Raw genomic sequence first — 20,656 nt, 5'->3', positions numbered from 1 at the left:
GAGCATGTGCCCGCTGGGGGCCAGGCGCCGCTGCGCCGACCGTCCTCCCGTCCAGCGGGAGGGACCTGTCGTGTCGCCCTGTCAGTATCCCAGGTCGGAGCGGTCCGTGCGGACCACGTCCAGGGCACCCGTCCGGGTCCCCGGGCGGGGCCCCGCATCAGGGAGGGTGACCCGGATCAGTGAGGATCGCCCCTCCAGGGCGAGTTCGTCACGGGGATCGTCGATCACTTCGATGCGCCCCCCGTGCAGGCCCACGGCCCAGCGGGCGATCGCGAGTCCCAGGCCCGTCCCACCGGACGTGTCCGACCCTCCGCCGCGCTGGAACCGCTCGAACACCAGGTCGCGGTCCTCCCGGGCGATGCCCGGCCCTTCGTCGTGCACATCGATCCGCACTCCGTCGTCCGTTGCGGTACGGGCAGCACTGACGTGGACCCGTCCGCCGGGAGGGGAGTGGCGGGTGGCGTTGTCCAGGAGGTTCGCGATCGTCTGGTGCAGCCTCGCTGCATCGGCCCGCGTGGTCAGACCCGGAGGCTCCACGTCGATCACCCATCGCACCCCTCGTGCTCCCGGTGCCAGGGCCGCGCCGTCCACCACCTCGTGGAGGAAGGGCGTCAGCTCGATCTCCTCGAGGTCCAGCTCGATGGCGCCTGCATCGATCCGGGACAGGTCCAGCAGATGATCCACCAGCTGGGAGAGGCGCTCCGTCTCCGCCAGGGCCACCGACAGCGCCGCCGGGTCGGGCTCGGTGACACCGTCGACGATGTTCTCCAGCTGTGCCCTCAGCCCGGCCACCGGTGTGCGCAGCTCGTGGGACACGTTGGCCACGAGGTCCTTGCGCATCCGGTCGGTCTGCTCGAGCTCCGAGGCCATCGTGGAGAAGGCGTCGGCGAGCTGGCCCACCTCGTCACGGCTGGTGGTGCGGATCCGCTGGGTGTAATCCCCGCGGGCCATCGCTCGCGCGGCGCCGGTCATCTCACGCAGCGGCGAGGTCATCCCTCGGGCGAGGAGCTGGGTGAACACCAGCGCGATTAGCACCACCAGCGGGATCGCCAGGATCGGCTCGAGGCCGGCGCGCAGCCCCACCCAGGTCAGAAGCGTGGAGACGCTCACCACGGCGACCACCAGTACCCCGAGCTTCACCTTGAACGAGCGGAAGCTGTCCAGGGGGCGCACATCGAGCCTTTCGGGCACGCGGCGCGGGCTCATGCCTGCGCAGCACCCTCGTCGGCGCCGTCCGCGGCGTCCTCGCCTTCGGCGGAGCCCGGCAGCTCCAGCGCGTACCCGACGCCGTGGACGGTGCGCACCAGGTCGGCCCCCAGCTTCCGGCGCAGCGCCTTCACATGGGAGTCCACGGTGCGGGTACCGGTGGCATCCACCCAGTCCCACACGTCGGCGAGCAGCTGCTCACGGGTGAGCACCGTGCCCGGCGTGGTGGCCAGGCACAGCAGCAGGTCGAACTCGGTGGGGGTGAGATGGGCGGGGACGCCTGCCCGGGTCACGCGACGGCCCGCCCGGTCGATCATCAGGTCCCCGAGCTCCAGCGCCGTCTGCGCCTCGCTGCTCGGTGCGGGTGCCGCCGCCCGACGGACCCTGCGCAGCAGGGCCTTCAGCCGGGCCACCAGTTCCCGCATGGAGAAGGGCTTGGTCATGTAGTCGTCGGCGCCGACACCGAGACCCACCAGCATGTCGGTCTCGTCGTCGCGGGCGGTGAGCATGAGGACGGGGACGGGCTCGTCGGCCTGGATGCGGCGGCACACCTCGAGCCCGTCGAAGCCCGGCAGCATCACGTCCAGCACCACCACGTCCGGTCGCACCTCGGCGACGGTCCGCACCCCGGTGGGGCCGTCGAGCGCCGTGGAGACGTCCCAGCCCTCCGCGGTGAGGCGATCGGCGATCGCGCGGGTGATGGTCGGCTCGTCCTCGATCACCACCACGCGCACGGGAGCGGTGGTGCGGCCCTGGGCATCTGGCGTCGACATGGCGCCACTGTAGCGACCGGGATCCTGTCCAGGTGCCCTCCGATGTGACCGGCGCCCCCATGCGAAGCGTGCTTGGACCGGGCTCCTGCCAAGTCGACCAGGGGCTGCGTCAAGACTTCTCCCACTCGCCGCCCTGTGGGCAAAGGTTTGGCAATGGGACGGTTGACCTGCTCGGACGTCCTCGCTACCCGGACGTAGCCTGGTCGAGGTTGTTCGGCGACGCGTCCTTCCCATGTCCGGCGTCGCGCACGGACAGGCAGGACAAGATCGTCGATTCGGAAGCAGGTAAATGACAGTGGCGAACCATCGCGCTGACGGCCGTGCCCTCATGAGTGCCCGCTCGGGTGCCGGTACCCACCGTGATTCCGCCGTCCGCACGGGTGTCGTGAAGGCCGGGGTGCTCGGCGCTCTCGCCACCGCCACCATCGCCGCGCCGCTGGCCGCCATGGCCGCCGACGTCGAGGACGCCGCCACCGCACCGCAGCCCGCCCCGGCACCCGTCGCCGAGGCCCCCGTCGAGCCCGTGGCCCTCCCTGTCGCCGAGGCCCCGCTGCCCGCGTCGGAGGTCACCGAGGTGCGCGCCGAGGGTGACGCCGCCAGCCGCGATCAGGAGCGCACCTCACCTGCGGGCGCAGAGGCCCCCAAGGGCGAGCCCGCCGCACCGGTCGAGGACGAGTCCGACGTGGCCGAGTCCGCCGCCACCACCGGGATCAAGGTCTCGGTGCCGGAGCCGGAGCCCGAGCCCGCCGCGATCGACGAGTCCGGCCAGCCCCTGCCCCAGAACTCCGGTGGCTACGTGCGCCCCGTGGGCGGCCCCATCACCTCCAGCTACGGCTACCGCACCCACCCCGTGCTGGGCTACAGCAAGTTGCACGACGGTGTGGACTTCGGCGCCAGTTGCGGCACCCCGGTGCACTCCGTGCAGTCCGGCACCGTCATCGCGGTGGAGTACAACGGCGCCTCCGGCAAGCGGGTCAAGGTCGACCACGGCAACGGCGTCGTGACCGGCTACTACCACCTGCAGAGCTACGGCACCTCCGTGGGCGCCACCGTCGAGGCCGGCGAGGTCGTCGGCTACGTCGGCTCCACCGGTCGCTCCACCGGCTGCCACCTCCACTTCGCCAAGATGGACGAGGCAGGGAACTACTCCAACCCGATGTCGCTGCTGCGGTGACCCGCACGCCCGTCGTCCTCGGCGTCGAGTCTTCCTGCGACGAGACCGGCTTCGGCCTCGTCTCCGAGGGGACCCTGCTGGGACAGGGACTCGCCTCCAGCGCCTCCCAGCACGCCGAGTTCGGGGGAGTGGTTCCCGAGATCGCTGCGCGGGCCCATCTCGACGCGGCCGTCCCCACCCTGCAGATCGCCCTGAAGGACGCCGGCGTGGAGCTGGGCGACATCACCCATGTGGCCGCCACCTCCGGACCGGGCCTGGCAACCGCCGTGCACGTGGGCCTGGCCGCAGCGAAGTCCGTGGCCTGGGCACTGGACGTCCCCCTGTACGGGGTGCACCACCTTGCCGGCCACGCGGCCGCCGACACCCTCGAGCACGGCCCGCTTCCCGAGCGCAGCATCGTGCTGATCGTCTCCGGTGGACACACCTCCGTCCTGGCGATCGGTGACCTGGTGCGCGACCCCATCGAGCACCTGGGCGACACGCTCGACGACGCCGCAGGCGAAGCGTTCGACAAGGTGGCCCGCTTGCTGGGGCTGGGCTACCCGGGTGGGCCGGTGATCTCCCGGGCCGCTGTGGATGGGGACCCGAAGGCGTTCGCCTTCCCCCGGGCGATGATGCGCAGCGGCGACCCCGCCTACACCTTCTCCTTCTCCGGCCTGAAAACGGCGGTCGCCCGCACGGTGGAGACCATCGAGCGCGCCGGCGACCCGGTGCCGGTGGCCGACATTGCCGCCTCCTTCGAGCAGGCCGTGGTGGACGTCCTGGTCGCGAAGTCCGTGAAAGCCGTCAAGGACCGCGGACTGGACACCCTGGTGATCGTGGGCGGCGTGGCCGCCAATGCCCGCCTGCGTGCGGTGGCCGCCGAGCGCTGCGAGCGCGAGGGCATCGAGCTGCGCATCCCGCCACCGCGCCTGTGCACCGACAACGGTGCGATGATCGCCGCCGTCGGCGACCTCCTGGTCCGCTCCGGCGCCGATGCCAGCGGCCTCGGGATCGCGGCGGACCCCTCTGCCGTGCTGCACGGCGCCCAGCTGCCCCTGCCCCGCTGAGGCACGCCGGCATCTCGCACCCGGTTGCCGCGCGAGCGTGACCTCTGCCTCACCCCTGTCCCGGGCCGGGGCGGGGACGAGCACTGCCCCGGGTGACGTTGCTAGACTGCCGGGGTTGGTCACGGACTCCGTGGCCGCGCCCGCGTAGCTCAGTGGATAGAGCGTCTGCCTCCGGAGCAGAAGGTCGTAGGTTCGAATCCTGTCGCGGGCACCAGATAAGGCCCCTGGTCAGCGGAAACGCCGATCAGGGGCCTTCTTCATGCTTGGATAGAGCGGACAGGTACGCACTGAGGTACGCAATACGTGACGCGTCGCCGCCCGGTTGTGGGTTGTCCAAGCGATGATGGACTCATGCGCATCGACGACTTCTTCCAGGAGTCGCCCGACACGGGGAACCCCTGGGACTCACAAGAGACCGAGCTCAACGCTGAGCTGCTGACCCAACTGGCACAGGGCACGGCCCCTGACCCCAAGCCTCTCGAGACAGCCCTGTCGCTCACGCGGTTCGTGAGGGAAGAGTTCGAGGCATTCGGCACCGAGCCGGCATGCCTACGTATCTCCGAGGAGGAAGCGAGAGCGGCTCTCAGGACGCTCCGTCTCGTCCTCCAGCGGCAAGGGATCGAGTTCAAGCCTCCGTGGCGCGATTTCTCCTCCTTCAAGAGCCACTGGCTCTCCGAGGGTGCATACGGCAGCTGGCAGGCCCGTCGGGACATCCTGGAGAAGTGGTTCCGTCCCGTGCAAGACCAGCTCGACGAGGCCGACGAGCAGCAGTTCATCGGCGAGCTGACCGAGGGGATCTCACCGCACAGAGACCTGGGCTGGTCTGACGTAGACGACCACATCGCACAGCTCCGACAGCGCTTCCGATCGGCTTCCACGGTCATGGACTACAAGGACGTGGGCAACCGTTGCGTCGGCGTCCTCGAGGCTCTCAGCGCCCACGTCTACGAGCCTGCAGTCCACTGCCCACCTGGACACTCAGAGCCTCCCGTCGACAAGACGGACATCCGCATCGGCGCGTACATCGACCACCGCCTGCCCGGCAGGTCCAACGAGGAGCTACGCGGGCTGACCAAGAAGGCGTCGGCACTCGCCCACAAGATGAAGCACTCACCGAAGGCCGACCGGGCCACGACCGGGATCACCGCGGATGCCGTGATCCTGCTGTCAAACATCCTGCGTCGGCTCGAGGAGGGCTGAAGGGCCCACGGGGTGCGCTTCGGTAGACAGAACCGCTGGGCTCGTGAAGGATCTAGTTACTTGCGCGCAAACCTCTAGTAGACGGCTACTTAGATATCGCGCTACCGACGAGGATTCTCGAAGGCGAGAATCTACAACAAGGTAAGGGGCTCTTCGCGCTTGAGCGGGGTGCCCGGTAGTTGATGGGGCTCGTGGCCCCGACATGCTGTTGGTCTCTCACAACGCGACAACAGCGAGGCCACGAGCATGAACGAGGGTACGTCAGTGCTGCTCGGGCTGGAGGACGAGTTCACCGTCCTGCAGCTCGAACGAATCGATGCCGACACGGTGCGTGTCGTCATCGAGGTCATCGACCCGGAGGGCGCCTGCCCCGAGTGCGGGGTGCTCACCTCAAGGATCAAGGAGCGGCCACTGGTTCGAGTCAAGGACTTGCCTGCCTCCGACTGGATCGCCCCGGGTTTGCTAGAGAGCTGGTTCTAGTACGCGAGCCTCAACAGGCCGGCGGGACCGAGTGTAGTGCAGCGCCTCGAACGCCATCGGGGCCATGTCACTGCATCGGGAATGAATCCGCGAGTTGTTGTACCAATGAACCCATTCCATCACCGCGTATTCGACAGAATCACGACCTGACCATGGCCCGTTTCTCCACACCACCTCCTTCTTGAAAAGCTTCGTCAGCGCTTCAGCTGCTGCGTTATCATATGAATCGCCAGTCGATCCGACAGACGCCTCAATCTCGGCTTCTACAAGACGACTCGTGTAGGTGATTGAAGTGTATTGCTTGGGTTCAATCAGTCGATGCATCACCTGTCCGAACGGAATCGACCGGCCCCACGCTGATCACTGCTCCCACACCGCCGAAGCACTTCAACCGATCCGTCACTGCAGCATCATCGAGAAGCCGTCCTCGACACCGGCAGGTCCCGGGCCCGCTGGCTGTGATGTCTTCGCGCTGGCGGCGTCGGCGGGGAGAGGATTTCGCAGTGAGCAGCACCGCTCTTTCCGGGATCGAGGCGACCACCGAATCCGGCCTGCGGTGCTGCACGAAACCTTGGGGGCTCCATCGAGCCAGTGGTAATCCGGCCCGTGGTTGCCTCATCATGGAGCGATGACTGCTGAGCGTTGCCGATCCACTGCCGATCCTGCCGAACCCCTTTCCGATGCCGAGCTGCTCATCGGCCTGGTGGTCTCACCATCCCTGAGTGCGGCGCTCGGCCCCGAGGTCACCACCTCGGTGCGCGAGATTTTGGTGCAGCGGTATCCGGGAGTGCGCTGGCAACTGAAGATGGCCGAAGACCGGCTGGTCGATCCGCCCACCGAGACCTTGGACCTGCTGGAGGCGGCCCGAAACCGCGTGCTGGAGGAGAACTGGGATTTGGCCGTGGTGCTCACCGAGATCCCCCTGAAGACCGGCCGACGTCCGGTGCTCACCCAGCTCAGCCCCGTGCACGGGGTGGGACTGGTCTCCGTCCCAGCCCTGGGAGCCGTGCACGTGCGGCAGAAGGTGCAAGAGACCACCGTGCACGTGGTCGGGCAGCTCCTGGGCTACGACGCCGAAGACCTCAACGCCCAGCGGGATCTTGCTCGAAGAGCCCACCAGCTGTCCACCGATCTCGACGAACGCCCGGGCGACAACGTCGTGCAGTTCACGGCCCGAGTGCTGAGCGGCAACGTGCGGTTGCTGCTGGGCATGATCCGCGCCAACCAGCCTTGGGCCTTCGTGGCCCGGCTCTCCCGGGCGATGGTCGTGGCAGCGGCCACCGGCATGCTGACATTGGTGGCCTCGGACCTATGGGTACTGGGCATGGACTACGGGCCGGTGCGCCTGGTCCTGCTGGCGGTGATGGCGATCGGGGCGGTGAGTGCCACCCTGATCCTGGGAGCCGGCTTGTGGGAGCGCCCACGGCGGCGAGCCCAACGTGAGCAGGTGATCCTGTTCAATTTGGCCACCACCGCGACCGTGGCCATCGGGGTTGTGGTGTTCTACCTCGTCTTATTCATCCTGTCCTGGGTCGGCGCGCTGCTGCTCATCGACGAGCAGGTACTGGCCGATGTCGCCGGTCACCCAGTGAACGCTTTGGACTACGCGAAGATCAGCTGGCTCACCGCCAGCCTGGCCACCGTGGGCGGAGCACTAGGAGCTGGACTGGAGGACGAAGATGTGGTGCGCGCCGCTGCCTACACCCGGTCCAGCACCTGACACAGCCCCAGCACAGAAGAAACTGAAACATCTACGCGTTGATGCCACGTCTATGCAGGTGTCATTGCCGGTCGCGATGACTTGGTGGGCTCAGCGCAGTGCGCTGCCTCGTACTCGGCGGGTGGGGCGTTGCCGAGGCGGGTGTGCGGGCGGGCACTGTTGTACCTGTCGATCCGGGATCCGCACCGCCCTGCCGGACGCGCGGATCGCAGTCGACAAGTGGCATCTCGTCGCCCTCGCCAACCTCATGGTCACCCAGGTCCGTCAACGGATCACCCGGCAACTGCACGGCCGCCGCGGCACCGCCACCGACAAAGTCTGGGCCAGCCGGCAACTGCTGCTCACCGGCTACGAGCACCTCACCGTCAAGCAAAAGGCCCGGTTCAACGCCGCCCTCGCCGCCGAGGATCCGACCAACGAGATCGCTGAATATTCGCCTCGCTGGGGTCCGCTGATCGAGGGTTCGGGTGCCACGTCGCTGCCGTAGCGGTGGCGTCGTTCGGGACCACCAGTGGTGTCGTTGGGGCCGCTCTGTCTACGCTCCTTCCGCCGTGTGTATAGGGCACGCGGCGGAAGGAGCAATCTGGAATGGTACGGAAGATCAGGGCGAAGCTGGTGCTCCAGCTGCGCGCAGAAGGTCTGTCGGGGCGAGCGATTTCGTCCTCGCAGGGCATGTCCCGCAAGTCCGTGAGGGCGGTGTTCGAGGCCGCTGACGCTGCAGGGATCGGGTGGGGCGATATCGCGGACGTCGCCGATGAGCAGGTGTATGCCCGGTTGTTCCCGGGCCGGGGCGAGCACGAGAGCGTGTTCGCACAGCCGGACTGGGAACAGGTCCATCGAGAGATGGCCAGGGTCGGCGTGACGCTGAAGCTGTTGCACGGCGAGTACTTCGACGCGACCACGGCGGCTGGGGATCCGGCGATGGGGTATGACCGGTTTTGCCGCACCTACCAGCACCACGTCATGGTCACCGGTGCCGCTTCGAGAGTCGGTCACAAGGCCGGCCAGAGCGTGGAGGTCGACTGGTCCGGCCCCACGATGGAGCTGGCCGATCCGGTCACCGGCGAGGTCTCGAAGGTGTTCTTGTTCGTTGCCTGCCTGCCTTTTTCTCGTTACGCGTTCTGCTTCCCGGCGCTGGATATGCGCCAGGAGTCCTGGCTGCGAGCGCACGTAGCGATGTTCGAGGCGCTGGGCGGGACGGTCCCGAGGATCGTTCCGGACAACCTCAAGACCGGTGTGGTGAAGCACCCCCGCGAGGGCGAGATCGTCCTGAACGATGCGTATCGCGAGATGGCAGCGCATTACTCGGCGGCGGTGCTCCCGGGGAGGGTGCGGAAACCGAAAGACAAGGCGAGCGTGGAGAACACCGTCGCGCACGTCGCGACCTGGGTCATCGCCGGGCTGCGGGATCAGCGATTCACGTCCCTGCCCGAACTTGCAGCCGCCATCGGGCAGCGGATGGAGGCCTATAACGCGGAGCCGTTCCAGAAGCGGCCCGGATCCCGCGCCAGCGTGTTCGACGCGGAGGAGCGGCCGCTGCTGACGCCGCTGCCGGCGGTGCCCTACGAGATCTCGACATGGCACTACGGACGACGAGTGGGCAGGAACGGGCACGTCACGTTCGCGCGGAACTTCTACTCCGCGCCGTTCGCGCACATCGGCGCGAAGGTCGATCTGCGCATCACGGCCCGGACGCTGGAGATCTATCAGGGCAGCCAGCGACTGACCAGTCACCTGCTGCTCCCGGAGACCGCGAGCAATGAGTACCGCACCAACGACGCGGACCTACCTGCGGGCGAGCGTTTCCAGGCCTGGGACGCGCAGAGGGTGCGGGCGTGGGCAGATCGGGTCGGGCCGGCCACGGTGATCGTGATCCAGCGGATCTTCGAGTCCGTGCCGATCGTGGAACAGGGCCTGGATCCCGCGTTGGCGGTGCTACGGCTCTCTCGCCGCTTCTCCGTAGATCGGGTCGAGGCGGCCTGCGCACTCGCGCTGACGGGACGGGTCCGTTCACCGCGCTATGCGCATCTGCACCCGATCTTGGCCACCGGGCAGGACAAGGTCGCCGCCCTGCGTCCACCCCGCGAGGAACCCGCGGAAGACGGCGGATACGTCCGTGGCGCCGACTACTACGCCGGAGGTGTCCGGTGAGCGTGATCGATAACGACACGAAGCGGAAGCTGCGCGAGATGGGCGCGACCGCGCTGCTGGACGCGATCGATGCCCAGGATGAGGCTCACGTGCTGGGGATGTCGTTCCAGGAACGGCTCCAGCTGATCGTGGACGAGGCGCATTCCATCTTCAATCATGGAAAGGTCGAGGGTCTGATCCGCCGGGCGGGGCTGCGTTATCCCGGAGCGGACCTGCGGCGGCTGGATCTGGTCGAGGAACGGGGACTGAACCGGAACGTGATCGCGCAACTGGCAACCTGCTCCTTCATCCAGCGGCAACAGAACGTGGTCTTCCAGGGCTTCACCGGCTCAGGGAAGTCCTACCTCGGCTGCGCGCTGGCGAAGCAGGCCTGCCAGCACCGGCTCCGAGCCCACTACATCCGAATGCCCGACCTCGAAGAGGCCTGGGCCCTGGCAAAGGACAAGCCGCAGGGCCAGACGAAGTTCCTGCGGAAGTACTCCACGTTCTCGCTGCTGGTGATCGACGAGTGGCTGCTGGACCATCCTGACGAGGGAATGCGTTCGATGCTGCTGGAACTGCTCGAGCGCCGCTATGACACCGGCTCGACCGTGTTCTGCACCCAGTACCCGAAGAAGGACTGGCACGCCCGGCTCGGTGGAGCAGTCCACGCCGATGCGATCATGGACCGCATCGTGCACAACACAATCTGGATCGACACCGGCGACAGGAACATGCGAGAACACACCGCACTGCCCCAGTGACCCGATGCCGGCGGGAGCCAGTGGTCCCCACCGCGGCGGCTACTGGCCCCCGTCGGCACGATCGGCGGTCCCCAAGAGCAAGATTCGGTGGCTCCCACGACTACGAATACTCAATCGCCGCCGCGCAGACATCGTTGGGAGACGATGTCGCGGCTCAGTCTTTGCCACAGCCGAGCTTTGCCACAACCGAGTCGTAGATTTTGGGGCTTATCCGCGCGGATAAGCCCCAAAATCAACGGCTCGATGGGGAAGCGGGCGCCGGGGCCGGTCCGGGAAGCGGGCGCCGTGGCCCGCCCTCAGCGCTGCTGCTCGCGGCGCAGCTCCAGGAGCCGGGTGAACAGGGCGGAGGCGGCTTCCGGACCCTCGATGCGCAGGTTCGCGGAGGTGTCCCCGCCGCCCACCTTGACGGCCAGGTCGTTCTCACCGAGCTCGGCGAACACCGACTCGTCGGTCACGTCGTCGCCCACGTACAGCCAGGCATCGGCCGCGCTGGCGCGGGTCAGCGCGTCCATCGCCACGCCCTTGGAGGTGTGGATCACGGAGAACTCCACCACCTCCTTGCCGGGGGTCACCACCACGTCCGGCAGCGACCGGGCGTAGGCCAGTGCGGCCTCGGTGGCATTGATCGAGCCGCGGCCCCGCGCGTTGCGGGTGTGCAGCACGGCGGCGGCGGGCTTGGTCTCCACCTCGGCGCCAGGGTTCTCCGCGGCGATGTGGCGCAGCGTGCGCGTCACGGACGCCAGCAGCTGCTCCTTCTCCGGGGTCATCGCCAGCGCGCCGCTGTCCAGCACCTCCGCATGCATCCACGGGGGAAGGGCGCCCACCTCGGCGCCGTGACTGCCCACCAGGACCACCGACCCCGGCATGCGGGTGTGGTGGTCCAGGTCGCCCAGTGCACGGCCGGACACCAGCGCCACCGATGTCGCGGGCAGTTCGGAGAGGTCCCGCAGCGCACTCAGGGCCGCCTGGTCGGGCTGGACGGCATCACGGTCGGAGACGATCGGGGCGATGACCCCGTCGAAGTCCGTGGCCACCAGGATCCGCGGGGTGCGTGCGAACGCAGCCAGCGCCGCGTCCAGCTCCTCCGGCGCGGTGGGCGTGTCACCGCTCAGGCGGATCAGGGCCGGGCCGGAGTCCTGCGGCTGACCGGCCTGCTCCAGCTCCTCGAGGAAGGAGTGCGCCCAGGCCTGCACGTCGTGGTCCATCACCTGACGGCGCAGGGACCGCATCGCCTCCTCCTGGTCCTCCTCCGGCATCGCCAGGGCGCGCAGGGTGGCGGACTTCAGGCCGTCGATGTCATGGGGGTTCACCAGGACCGCGGCCCGCAGCTCATCGGCCGCGCCAGCGAACTCACTGAGCACCAGCACCCCGCGCAGGTCCGGACGGGAGGCCACGTACTCCTTGGCCACCAGGTTCATGCCGTCGCGCAGCGCGGTCACCAGCACCACGTCGGCCGCCATGAACAGGGCGGTCATGTCGCGGCGGTCGAAGGAGCGGTGCTGGTACGACACCGCAGGCCGGCCGATCGGGGCGAAGTCGCCGTTGATGCGGCCCACCGTCAGCTCGACCTCGTCCCGCAGCTGCTTGTAGGCCTCGACCCGCTCACGGGAGGGGGTGGCGACCTGGATCATCACCGTCTCGCTGGGATCCACGCTGCCGTCGTTGAGCAGCTCCTGCCAGGCCTTGAGGCGATGCCGGATGCCCTTGGTGTAGTCCAGCCGGTCCACGCCCAGCACGATCTTCTTGGGATTGCCGAGGTCGCGTCGCAGCTGGGCGGTGCGCTCGATGACGTCCGGCTCCTCGGTCAGGGCCGAGACGGCCTTGGAGTCGATCGAGATGGGGAAGGTCTTGGCGACCACCTCGCGGGCCGGTGCAGAACCGATGCCAGGCACGGTGATCACGTGCCCCTCCACCTGGTAGCCCAGCAGCTTGCGCACCGAGGCCAGGAAGTTCAGCGCATCGCTCTCGCGCTGGAAGCCCACCACGTCCGAGCCCAGCAGGCCACGCAGGATCTGGTTGCGCTTGGGCAGCTGGGAGAACAGCTCCACCGGGGGGAAGGGGATGTGGTTGAAGAAGCCGATCCGCACATCGGGGCGGGCGGAGCGGATCATCTCCGGCACCAGCTGCAGCTGGTAGTCGTGCACCCACACCACTCCTCCGCGCGAGGCCACCGGGGCGGCGGCCTTCGCGAAGCGGCGGTTGGTGGCCACGTACGAGTCCCACCAGGTGCGGTGGAACACGGGGTCCACGATGACGTCGTGGTACAGCGGCCACAGGGTGGCGTTGGAGAACCCCTCGTAGTACTTCTCCACATCGTCCTTCTCTAGGGCGACGGGGTACAGGGCCATGCCGTCGGCCTCGAAGGGCTCAGGGGCCTCTCCCGGACTGCCGGCCCACCCCACCCAGGCCCCGGAGTCCACGGTGCGCATCACCGATTCCATGGCCGTGACCAGACCGCCGGGGCTGGTCACCCACTCGGTGGCACCATCGGGCAGGGTGCGGGCGTCCACGGGCAGACGGTTGGCGACGACGACCAACTCATGGCCGGATCCGGACTGGGGCTCGGTGCTGGGCACGAGGACTCCTGGTGAAGGCTGGACGGTGGTGCATCGCGATGACGCGGACGCGCCGCGCCATGTCCCGCCGCGCGAGAGCGTCCTGTGTCGCCACGCTATCAAGTGCGCATGCTCACCTGCTGATCGCGGAACGGACGGTCGAGCGGGCGCGGGACCATCGCGTCTATTGTTCTCCAGGACCCGGACCGGCCACCGGCCTGCACACCGGGACGGTGCCTGCACCACTCTTCCGACGACCCCCTGACCCGCACGGTCCCCACCCGAAGGAGCCACCATGCGCGCCCACGAAGCCGGAGCCCTCCACGGCAACGACGCCGCGCCCACCTGGCTGCCGTACCCCGCCGACGTCAACGCCCTGATCGACGGCCTGTGGTCCCGCACCACCATGCGTGGCGCCGACGGAGCGCTCGAGGTGGGCGGTGTGAGCGTGCGCAGGATCGTCGAGGAGGTGGGCACTGCTGTGCTGGTGGTGGACGAGGCCGACTTCCGGGCGCGGGCCTCACGCTTCCGCGACGCCTTCGCCGCGGCCTTCGCCCCGTACCGCGGTGCGCACGTGTTCTACGCGGGCAAGGCGTTCCTGTGCACCGAGGTGGCCCGCTGGGTGGAGCAGGAGGGGCTGGGCCTGGACGTGTGCACCGGCGGTGAGCTGGCCGTGGCGCTGCGAGCCGGGTTCCCTGCCCAGCGGATCGCCCTGCACGGCAACAACAAGTCCGATGTCGAGATCCGCCGCGCCCTCGAGGCCGGGGTCGCGCGGCTGGTGGTGGACTCGCTGGAGGAGATCGAGAGGGTCTCCGAGATCGCCGAGCAGCTCGGTGCGGTCGCCTCGGTGATGCTGCGCGTCACCACCGGCGTGGAAGCGCACACCCACGAGTTCATCGCGACCGCCCACGAGGACCAGAAGTTCGGCATCTCCCTGACCGCCGGGGACGCCCTGGAGGCGGTGCGCCGGGTGCTGGAGCGCCCCGCCACACTGCGCCTGGAGGGCCTGCACTCCCACATCGGCTCCCAGATCTTCGACGTGGGCGGCTTCGAGATCGCCGCCCGTCGCGTGCTGCGCCTGGTGGCCGAGGTGCGCGAGCACCTGGGCCACACCATCGACTCGCTGGACCTGGGCGGCGGCTTCGGCGTCATGTACAACACCCAGCACACCCCCGCAGCGCCCGAGGTGCTGGCCGACGGCATCGCCGAGATCGTCGCCAAGGAGTGCCGGGAGCTGGGCCTGGAGGTGCCGCAGGTGGCCTTCGAGCCCGGTCGCGCGATCGCCGGGCCCTCCACGCAGACCCTGTACACGGTGGGCACCATCAAGGACGTCCATCTGGGCGGGCCCCACCACCGTGTCTACGTGTCCGTGGACGGCGGCATGAGCGACAACGTCCGCACCGCCCTGTACGACGCCGACTACTCGGTGCTGCTGGCCGGTCGCGTCTCGGAGGCGGAGCCCACCGTGGTGCGCGTGGTGGGCAAGCACTGCGAGAGCGGCGACATCGTGGTCAAGGACGAGTACCTGCCGGCCGACCTGCGCCGTGGCGACCTGATCTCGGTGCCCGTCACCGGCGCGTACTGCTACTCGCTCTCCTCCAACTACAACCACGTGCCCCGCCCGGCGGTGGTCTCCGTGCGCGACGGCGAGATCCGCCAGCTGCTGCGCCGGGAGACCGAGGACGACCTGCTGGCTCTCGACGCAGGCTGAGCCGCACGACCTGGTCGACCCGGCTCATCGGCCGGGCCGCCCGACCCATACGTTCATACGACGACTCAGGCGAGCTCGGTGCTCGGATACAGTACCGATGCCGCCTGGCACCCCTGACGGACCGCGTGGAAGGACCGCCGCAGATGACGAACCAACACCCCGCACGACTCCAGGACACCTCCGGGGAGGGCCTGCCCACGCTGCGGGTGGCCGTGCTCGGCGCCGGCACCGTCGGCACCGAGGTGCTGCGCCTGATCACCAAGCAGGGCGACGACCTCGCCCACCGCATCGGTGGCCGCCTCGAGGTGATCGGGGTCGCCGTGCGCGACCTGGCACGGGATCGCGGGGTCCACGTGGACCCTGCGCTGCTCACCGAGGACGCCTCCGCCCTGGTGCGCCAGGCCGATCTGGTGATCGAGCTGATGGGCGGCATCGAGCCTGCCCGCTCCCTCATCCTGGAGGCGATGGAGCACGGGGCCGCCGTGGTCACCGCCAACAAGGCGCTGCTGGCCCAGGACGGCGCCACCCTGTACGAGGCCGCTGATCGCCACGGCGTGGACCTCTCCTTCGAGGCCGCCGTGGCCGGCGCCATCCCGCTGGTGCGCCCGGTGCGGGAGTCGCTCGCCGGGGATCGCATCGACCGGATGATGGGCATCGTCAACGGCACCACCAACTACATCCTCGACGCGATGGCCCGCACCGGGGCGAGCTTCGATGATGCCCTGGCCACCGCCCAGCAGCTGGGCTACGCCGAGGCCGATCCCACCGCCGACGTGGAGGGCCACGACGCCGCCGCCAAGGCCTCGATCCTGGCCTCACTCGCCTTCCACTCGCGGGTGCGCCTGGCCGACGTGCATTGCGAGGGCATCACCTCCGTGTCGGACCAGGACATCGCCGCGGCCGAGCGGATGGGTCGCACCATCAAGCTGCTGTCCATCGTGGAGCGGGTGCCCGGGGAGGGCGGCGAGCGGATCTCCGCCCGCGTCTACCCCGCGCTGATCCCCTCGACCCACCCCCTGGCCTCCGTCTCCGAGGCGTTCAACGCCGTGTTCATCGAGGCTGATGCCGCCGGCTCCCTCATGTTCTACGGGCAGGGAGCCGGTGGCGCCCCCACCGCCTCGGCCGTGCTGGGCGACGTGGTCACGGCCGCCCGCCAGCGACTGCGCGGCGGAGTGGGCCTGAGGGAGTCCCACTACGCCGCCCTGGAGCTGGTGCCCCTGGAGGAGCTGCGCAGTGCCTTCTACGTCTCGCTGCGAGTGCAGGACCGCCCCGGCGTGCTCGCCGAGATCGCCGGCACCCTGTCCAAGCACGGCATCTCCATCTCCACCATCCATCAGCAGCTGCTCGAGGACGACCTGGAGCCCGCCGAGGGGAGTGCCGCCCACGGTGCCGGCACCGGCAGCGCCCACATCGGGATCACCACCCACCGGGCCCTGGAATCCGCCATGACCGCGGTGCTGGACGTGTTCTCCTCCACGTCCATCGTGCTCGGCGTGGATTCCGTGCTGCGCATCGAAGGAGAATGACCCGATGGCACACCAGTGGCAGGGCGTCCTCGCCGAGTACCGCGACCATCTTCCCTTCACCGCGCAGGACACCCTGCTGACCCTCGGGGAGGGCGGGACCCCCCTGGTTCCCGCCCCCGCACTGTCCGAGGCCGTCGGTGCCGAGGTGCACATCAAGGTGGAGGGGCAGAACCCCACCGGGTCCTTCAAGGACCGCGGCATGGTCTCGGCCATGACCCGTGCCCTGAACGACGGTGCCACGACCGTGGTGTGCGCCTCCACCGGCAACACCAGCGCCTCGGCCGCCGCGTACGCCGCGCGCGCAGGCATGACCTGCGTGGTGCTGCTGCCCCAGGGCAAGATCGCCGCCGGCAAGCTCGCTCAGGCCGTGGTGCACGGCGCGAAGCTGGTCCAGGTGGACGGCAACTTCGACGACTGCCTGGAGATCGCGCGGAAGCTGCACGCCGAGCATCCCGTGGAGCTGGTCAACTCCGTGAACCCCTTCCGCCTGCAGGGGCAGAAGACGGCCGCCTTCGAGGTGTGCGACGCCCTGGGCCGCGCGCCCGACGTCCACGTGCTGCCGGTGGGCAACGCCGGCAACATCTCCGCCTACTGGATGGGGTACCGCGAGTACCGTGAGGCCGGCATCACCGAGGCCACCCCGGCCATGTGGGGCTTCCAGGCAGCTGGTGCCGCCCCCTTCGTGGCCGGCCACCCCATCACCGACCCCGAGACGGTGGCGACGGCCATCCGCATCGGAGCCCCCGCCTCCTGGAACCTGGCCGTTGCCGCACGGGACGACTCCGGGGGCCTGATCGACGCGGTCACGGACGAGCAGATCCTCGATGCCCAGCAGCGTCTGGCCGAGGAGGTGGGGGTCTTCGTGGAGCCCGCCTCCGCCGCGAGCGTGGCGGGCCTGCTGCAACAGGCCGAGCGCGGCCTGGTGCCCGCCGGGGCCACGATCGCCGTGACCGTGACCGGCAACGGCCTCAAGGACACGGAGACCGCGCTGTCCCGCCGGGACCTGGAGCCGACAGTGCTGCCCGTGGACCTGGCGGCGGTGGTGGAGGCCATCGGCCTGTGAGGATCACGCACACCCGCGTCTCGGTCCGTGTCCCCGCCACCTCGGCGAACCTGGGCCCGGGCTTCGACGCCCTGGGCCTGGCGCTTGACCTGTGCGATGACCTCGAGCTGGAGGCCACCACCGGGGGAGTGGAGATCCTGGCCCGGGGGGAGGGCGCCGATTCGGTGCCCACCGGGGAGGAGCACCTGGTGGTGCGGGCACTGCGCCGCGGCCTCGACCACGCCGGGGCCCCGCAGGTGGGAGTGCGCCTACGATCGACCAACCGCATCCCGCACGGCCGGGGCATGGGGTCCAGCGCCGCGGCCACGGTGGCCGGACTGCTGCTTGCCCGCGGCCTGGTGGCCGAACCGGACGCACTGGACGACGACACCGTGCTGCAGCTGGCCTGTGAGTTCGAGGGCCATCCCGACAACGCGGCCCCCGCGCTGCTGGGCGGGGTGGTGCTGTCCTGGATGCGCGGGCAGCAGTCGCGCTCGATACCTCTGAGCTTGGCCGACGGGGTCCTGCGGCCGCTGATCCTGCTGCCTCGCATCACCCTGTCCACCCACGTGGCGCGCTCGCTGCTGCCTGCGGAGGTGCCGCACGGTGACGCCGTCCACAACGCTGCACGCAGCGCGCTGCTGGTGCATGCCCTGGTTGCCGGGGACCGTGATCTGCTCCTGGAGGCCACCGAGGACCGCCTCCACCAGGAGCAGCGGGCCCCGGGGATGCCGCAGAGCGTCGAGCTGATGCGGGTGCTGCGCCAGGAGGGCGTACCGGCCGTCATCTCCGGTGCTGGGCCAGCGGTGATGGTCCTGGCAGGCGATCGCGCCGAGGTGGCACCGCTGGTGCGTCGGATCGTCGATGACCCGGCTGCCTGGCGGATTGCGCAGGTGCCGCTGCGCCGGGTGCCCAGTCGTGCTGTGGTAGGTTGAGCCTGCGTCCAGGCGGTATCTCAGCCGTGTGGTGCACCGCGTGCGGTCACTTCCGCCGGTGTCCCTCAGGTGACGACCCCCCGCCAGCGATCCAGGGCGACCCTTCTCCCCGTACTGCGATTCCGCAGGCGGTTCAGGTCGGGCTCGGCCACGACGGGGCGCAACCCGAAGCATCCCGGCAGGAGCAACGCCGGTGCCTCCCCGCACCCCGCCCTGCTCGGACGAGCCACGGCTCCCGCGACGACATCTCACCGCGGGCGCTCGTGAGCACACAGCCCATCACCGGGACCGGCCCGACCGGTCCGACAGGAAGGAATCCGGGTGAACGACACCACCCCCTCCAACGGCAACGCCGATCTCGCGGCGAAGAAGCTGCCCGAACTGCAGGCCATCGCCTCCTCCATCGGGATCAAGAACGTGCGCAAGCTGCGCAAGGGAGAGCTCATCGAGGCGATCCGCACCGGTGCCGCCCCGGCGGGTGCTGCCGGCCGCCAGGACGCCCCGGCGGGTGCTGCCTCCGAGGCAGCTGCGACGCAGCAGTCCGCACCGCGTGAATCATCCCGCCGCGGTTCGGCTACCCGCGTTTCGGCTTCCGGCGAGTCGACATCCGGCGATCCGGCTTCCAGCGGGGCCGCGCCGCAGGGCAGCACCGATCCGGAGCTCGCCATGGAGCTGCCCGGCCGTGATCAGCAGGATCGTGGTGGCCGTGGCCGCCAGCGGGGTGACCGCGACCAGCAGCGCGATGACCGTTCCCAGCGCGAGGACCGCAACGACCGCGAGGACCGCGAGGACCGCAACGACCGTGACGGTCGTGGTCAGCAGCGCGACGGGCGCGATCAGCAGCGTGAGGACCGCTCCCAGCGCGAGGACCGCAACCAGCGTGAGGACCGCAACCAGCGTGGCGAGGACCAGCACCGGGGCCGCCCGCGCCGCATCGAGGACATCGAGCTGCCGGACCGCTCCGGCGAGGACGACCGTCGTGGGTCCCAGGACAACCGCGACAACCGCGACGACGGTGATGACCGTCGTGGCCGCTCCCGCAACCGCAACCGCTCGCGCGACCGCAAGCGTCGCGGTCGCGGCCAGGACGACGGTGGTCAGGACCAGCAGCGCGGCAACCAGCAGGGCCGCCAGCAGGACGAGAACGACGTCCGCGAGGGCGACGAGCTGGTGAACGTGGCCGGCATCCTCGACATCCGCGACAACAACGCCTACGTGCGCACCACCGGGTACCTCCCCGGTCCCAGCGACGTGTACGTGAGCATGAACCAGGTGCGCAAGTACGGCCTGCGCAAGGGCGACGCGCTCACCGGCCAGGTCAAGGCCCCGCGCGACGGCGAGGAGCCGCAGGTCGAGCAGCAGCACCACGGCGGCGGCTCCGGCCGCAACCGCCGCGGTCGCAACAACCAGAACCAGAGCAAGTACGCTGCCCTGGTGCAGGTGGACACCATCAACGGGATGACCCCCGAGCGGGCCCGCACCCGGGTGGACTTCGGCAAGCTCACCCCGCTGTACCCGGACGAGCGCCTGCGCCTGGAGACCGCCCCGCACATCCTCTCGCCCCGGGTGATCGACCTGGTCTCGCCCATCGGCAAGGGCCAGCGCGGCCTGATCGTCTCCCCGCCCAAGGCCGGCAAGACGATCATCATGCAGCAGATCGCCAACGCCATCACCACCAACAACCCCGAGGTGCACCTGATGGTGGTGCTGGTGGACGAGCGGCCCGAGGAGGTCACCGACATGCAGCGCACGGTCAAGGGTGAGGTCATCGCCTCCACCTTCGACCGTCCCGCATCGGACCACACCATCGTCGCCGAGCTCGCCATCGAGCGCGCCAAGCGCCTGGTGGAGATGGGCCGCGACGTGGTGGTGCTGCTGGACTCCATCACCCGCCTGGGCCGCGCCTACAACCTGGCCGCCCCCGCCTCCGGCCGCATCCTCTCCGGTGGTGTGGACGCCTCGGCACTGTACCCGCCCAAGCGGTTCTTCGGCGCCGCCCGCAACATCGAGCACGGCGGCTCGCTCACCATCCTCGCCTCGGCACTGGTGGAGACCGGCTCCAAGATGGACGAGGTCATCTTCGAGGAGTTCAAGGGCACCGGCAACATGGAGCTGCGCCTCTCGCGCAACCTCGCCGACAAGCGCATCTTCCCGGCGGTGGACGTCAACGCGTCCAGCACCCGCCGCGAGGAGGAGCTGATGGGCAAGGAGGAGCTGGCGATCATGTGGAAGCTGCGCCGCGTGCTGGGTTCCCTCGAGCAGCAGCAGGCCCTCGAGCTGCTCCTGGAGCGCGTGAAGAAGACCCAGTCCAACTCGGAGTTCCTGATGACGGTGCAGAAGAACACCCCCAGCGTGGGTGCCCGCACCAACGACTGACAGCGGTCCGCTCCG

General features: G+C 69.3%; 16 protein-coding genes, 1 tRNA gene and 1 pseudogene. 14 read left to right on the top strand and 4 right to left on the bottom strand.

The window, feature by feature from the left end; genetic code table 11:
• Positions 1-81: 81 nt before the first annotated feature.
• Both JOD52_RS09555 and JOD52_RS09550 read right to left on the bottom strand, forming a co-directional pair.
• Positions 82-1,206 carry a HAMP domain-containing sensor histidine kinase gene (locus JOD52_RS09555; RefSeq protein ID WP_204409674.1) on the bottom strand — a complete coding sequence of 375 codons (1,125 nt, stop codon included), beginning with the start codon at positions 1,204-1,206 and terminating at the stop codon, positions 82-84.
• On the bottom strand, positions 1,203-1,979 hold the full coding sequence (locus JOD52_RS09550) for a response regulator transcription factor (protein WP_204409671.1): 777 nt from the start codon (positions 1,977-1,979) through the stop codon (positions 1,203-1,205). Before JOD52_RS09550 ends, JOD52_RS09555 begins: the two co-directional genes overlap by 4 nt.
• Positions 1,980-2,268: 289 nt before the next feature.
• Here JOD52_RS09550 and JOD52_RS17485 point away from each other — a divergent pair, with 289 nt between their 5' ends.
• The 5 genes from JOD52_RS17485 to JOD52_RS09525 all read left to right on the top strand — a co-directional run bounded on the left by JOD52_RS17485 (position 2,269) and on the right by JOD52_RS09525 (position 5,882).
• Positions 2,269-3,153 (top strand): M23 family metallopeptidase, encoded by an 885-nt coding sequence (locus JOD52_RS17485; RefSeq protein WP_275579098.1) that lies wholly within the window; start codon positions 2,269-2,271, stop codon positions 3,151-3,153.
• Positions 3,150-4,202 (top strand): tRNA (adenosine(37)-N6)-threonylcarbamoyltransferase complex transferase subunit TsaD, encoded by a 1,053-nt coding sequence (gene tsaD, locus JOD52_RS09540; protein WP_204409669.1) that lies wholly within the window; start codon positions 3,150-3,152, stop codon positions 4,200-4,202. Before JOD52_RS17485 ends, tsaD begins: the two co-directional genes overlap by 4 nt.
• Positions 4,203-4,340: 138 nt before the next feature.
• A tRNA-Arg gene (locus JOD52_RS09535) sits at positions 4,341-4,416 on the top strand.
• 137 nt (positions 4,417-4,553) lie between these two features.
• Complete coding sequence (locus JOD52_RS09530) at positions 4,554-5,402, top strand: hypothetical protein (protein WP_204409667.1); 849 nt, start codon at positions 4,554-4,556, stop codon at positions 5,400-5,402.
• 246 nt (positions 5,403-5,648) lie between these two features.
• Positions 5,649-5,882, top strand: coding sequence for a hypothetical protein (locus JOD52_RS09525; RefSeq protein WP_204409666.1), 234 nt, complete (start codon positions 5,649-5,651; stop codon positions 5,880-5,882).
• A 92-nt stretch (positions 5,883-5,974) separates the two neighbouring features.
• On the opposite strand, the pseudogene JOD52_RS17020 reads toward JOD52_RS09525, so the two are convergent.
• A pseudogene (locus JOD52_RS17020) lies at positions 5,975-6,182 on the bottom strand (integrase core domain-containing protein); the annotation flags it as partial.
• 328 nt (positions 6,183-6,510) lie between these two features.
• Between JOD52_RS17020 and JOD52_RS09515 the strand changes: the two are divergent.
• From JOD52_RS09515 to JOD52_RS09500, 4 genes are all read left to right on the top strand, one after another.
• Complete coding sequence (locus JOD52_RS09515; RefSeq protein WP_204409662.1) at positions 6,511-7,602, top strand: hypothetical protein; 1,092 nt, start codon at positions 6,511-6,513, stop codon at positions 7,600-7,602.
• Complete coding sequence (locus JOD52_RS09510; RefSeq protein ID WP_338124075.1) at positions 7,562-8,089, top strand: transposase; 528 nt, start codon at positions 7,562-7,564, stop codon at positions 8,087-8,089. The genes JOD52_RS09515 and JOD52_RS09510 overlap by 41 nt, the downstream gene beginning before the upstream one ends.
• A gap of 101 nt (positions 8,090-8,190) precedes the next feature.
• Positions 8,191-9,753, top strand: a complete 1,563-nt coding sequence (gene istA / locus JOD52_RS09505; protein ID WP_204408388.1) for an IS21 family transposase — start codon at positions 8,191-8,193, stop codon at positions 9,751-9,753.
• Entirely contained in the window at positions 9,750-10,496 is a 747-nt protein-coding gene (locus tag JOD52_RS09500) for an ATP-binding protein (RefSeq protein ID WP_338124028.1), read from the top strand. The genes istA and JOD52_RS09500 overlap by 4 nt, the downstream gene beginning before the upstream one ends.
• Positions 10,497-10,792: 296 nt before the next feature.
• Here JOD52_RS09500 and JOD52_RS09495 read toward each other — a convergent pair whose 3' ends face one another.
• Positions 10,793-13,072 (bottom strand): bifunctional alpha,alpha-trehalose-phosphate synthase (UDP-forming)/trehalose-phosphatase, encoded by a 2,280-nt coding sequence (locus tag JOD52_RS09495; RefSeq protein ID WP_017823888.1) that lies wholly within the window; start codon positions 13,070-13,072, stop codon positions 10,793-10,795.
• A gap of 274 nt (positions 13,073-13,346) precedes the next feature.
• On the opposite strand from JOD52_RS09495, the gene lysA reads away from it, so the two are divergent.
• From lysA to rho, 5 genes are all read left to right on the top strand, one after another.
• Positions 13,347-14,762 carry a diaminopimelate decarboxylase gene (gene lysA / locus JOD52_RS09490; protein WP_204409658.1) on the top strand — a complete coding sequence of 472 codons (1,416 nt, stop codon included), beginning with the start codon at positions 13,347-13,349 and terminating at the stop codon, positions 14,760-14,762.
• 143 nt (positions 14,763-14,905) lie between these two features.
• Entirely contained in the window at positions 14,906-16,288 is a 1,383-nt protein-coding gene (locus JOD52_RS09485) for a homoserine dehydrogenase (RefSeq protein WP_017823890.1), read from the top strand.
• 4 nt (positions 16,289-16,292) lie between these two features.
• The gene (gene thrC / locus JOD52_RS09480) at positions 16,293-17,351 is read left to right on the top strand and encodes a threonine synthase (protein WP_204409656.1); all 1,059 of its coding nucleotides are present in this window, start codon (positions 16,293-16,295) and stop codon (positions 17,349-17,351) included.
• A complete protein-coding gene (thrB, locus tag JOD52_RS09475; protein WP_204409654.1) occupies positions 17,348-18,265 on the top strand; it encodes a homoserine kinase in 918 nt (305 codons plus the stop codon). The genes thrC and thrB overlap by 4 nt, the downstream gene beginning before the upstream one ends.
• Positions 18,266-18,586: 321 nt before the next feature.
• Positions 18,587-20,641, top strand: coding sequence for a transcription termination factor Rho (gene rho / locus JOD52_RS09470; protein WP_204409652.1), 2,055 nt, complete (start codon positions 18,587-18,589; stop codon positions 20,639-20,641).
• Positions 20,642-20,656: the final 15 nt, after the last annotated feature.

The sequence above is a fragment of the Brachybacterium muris genome, from assembly GCF_016907455.1.
Taxonomy (GTDB): Bacteria; Actinomycetota; Actinomycetes; order Actinomycetales; family Dermabacteraceae; genus Brachybacterium; species Brachybacterium muris.
Note: the sequence above shows the minus strand (reverse complement) of the source record. Positions and strands in the feature narration are given on the sequence as shown.

Excerpts from the sequence above, each read along its gene's own strand:
- JOD52_RS09555 (WP_204409674.1), bottom strand. The coding sequence starts at position 1,206 with ATGAGCCCGCGCCGCGTGCCCGAAAGGCTCGATGTGCGCCCCCTGGAC.
- JOD52_RS09550 (WP_204409671.1), bottom strand. The coding sequence starts at position 1,979 with ATGTCGACGCCAGATGCCCAGGGCCGCACCACCGCTCCCGTGCGCGTG.
- JOD52_RS17485 (WP_275579098.1), top strand. The coding sequence starts at position 2,269 with ATGACAGTGGCGAACCATCGCGCTGACGGCCGTGCCCTCATGAGTGCC.
- JOD52_RS09530 (WP_204409667.1), top strand. The coding sequence starts at position 4,554 with ATGCGCATCGACGACTTCTTCCAGGAGTCGCCCGACACGGGGAACCCC.
- JOD52_RS09525 (WP_204409666.1), top strand. The coding sequence starts at position 5,649 with ATGAACGAGGGTACGTCAGTGCTGCTCGGGCTGGAGGACGAGTTCACC.
- JOD52_RS09515 (WP_204409662.1), top strand. The coding sequence starts at position 6,511 with ATGACTGCTGAGCGTTGCCGATCCACTGCCGATCCTGCCGAACCCCTT.
- JOD52_RS09510 (WP_338124075.1), top strand. The coding sequence starts at position 7,562 with ATGTGGTGCGCGCCGCTGCCTACACCCGGTCCAGCACCTGACACAGCC.
- istA (WP_204408388.1), top strand. The coding sequence starts at position 8,191 with ATGGTACGGAAGATCAGGGCGAAGCTGGTGCTCCAGCTGCGCGCAGAA.
- lysA (WP_204409658.1), top strand. The coding sequence starts at position 13,347 with ATGCGCGCCCACGAAGCCGGAGCCCTCCACGGCAACGACGCCGCGCCC.
- JOD52_RS09485 (WP_017823890.1), top strand. The coding sequence starts at position 14,906 with ATGACGAACCAACACCCCGCACGACTCCAGGACACCTCCGGGGAGGGC.
- thrC (WP_204409656.1), top strand. The coding sequence starts at position 16,293 with ATGGCACACCAGTGGCAGGGCGTCCTCGCCGAGTACCGCGACCATCTT.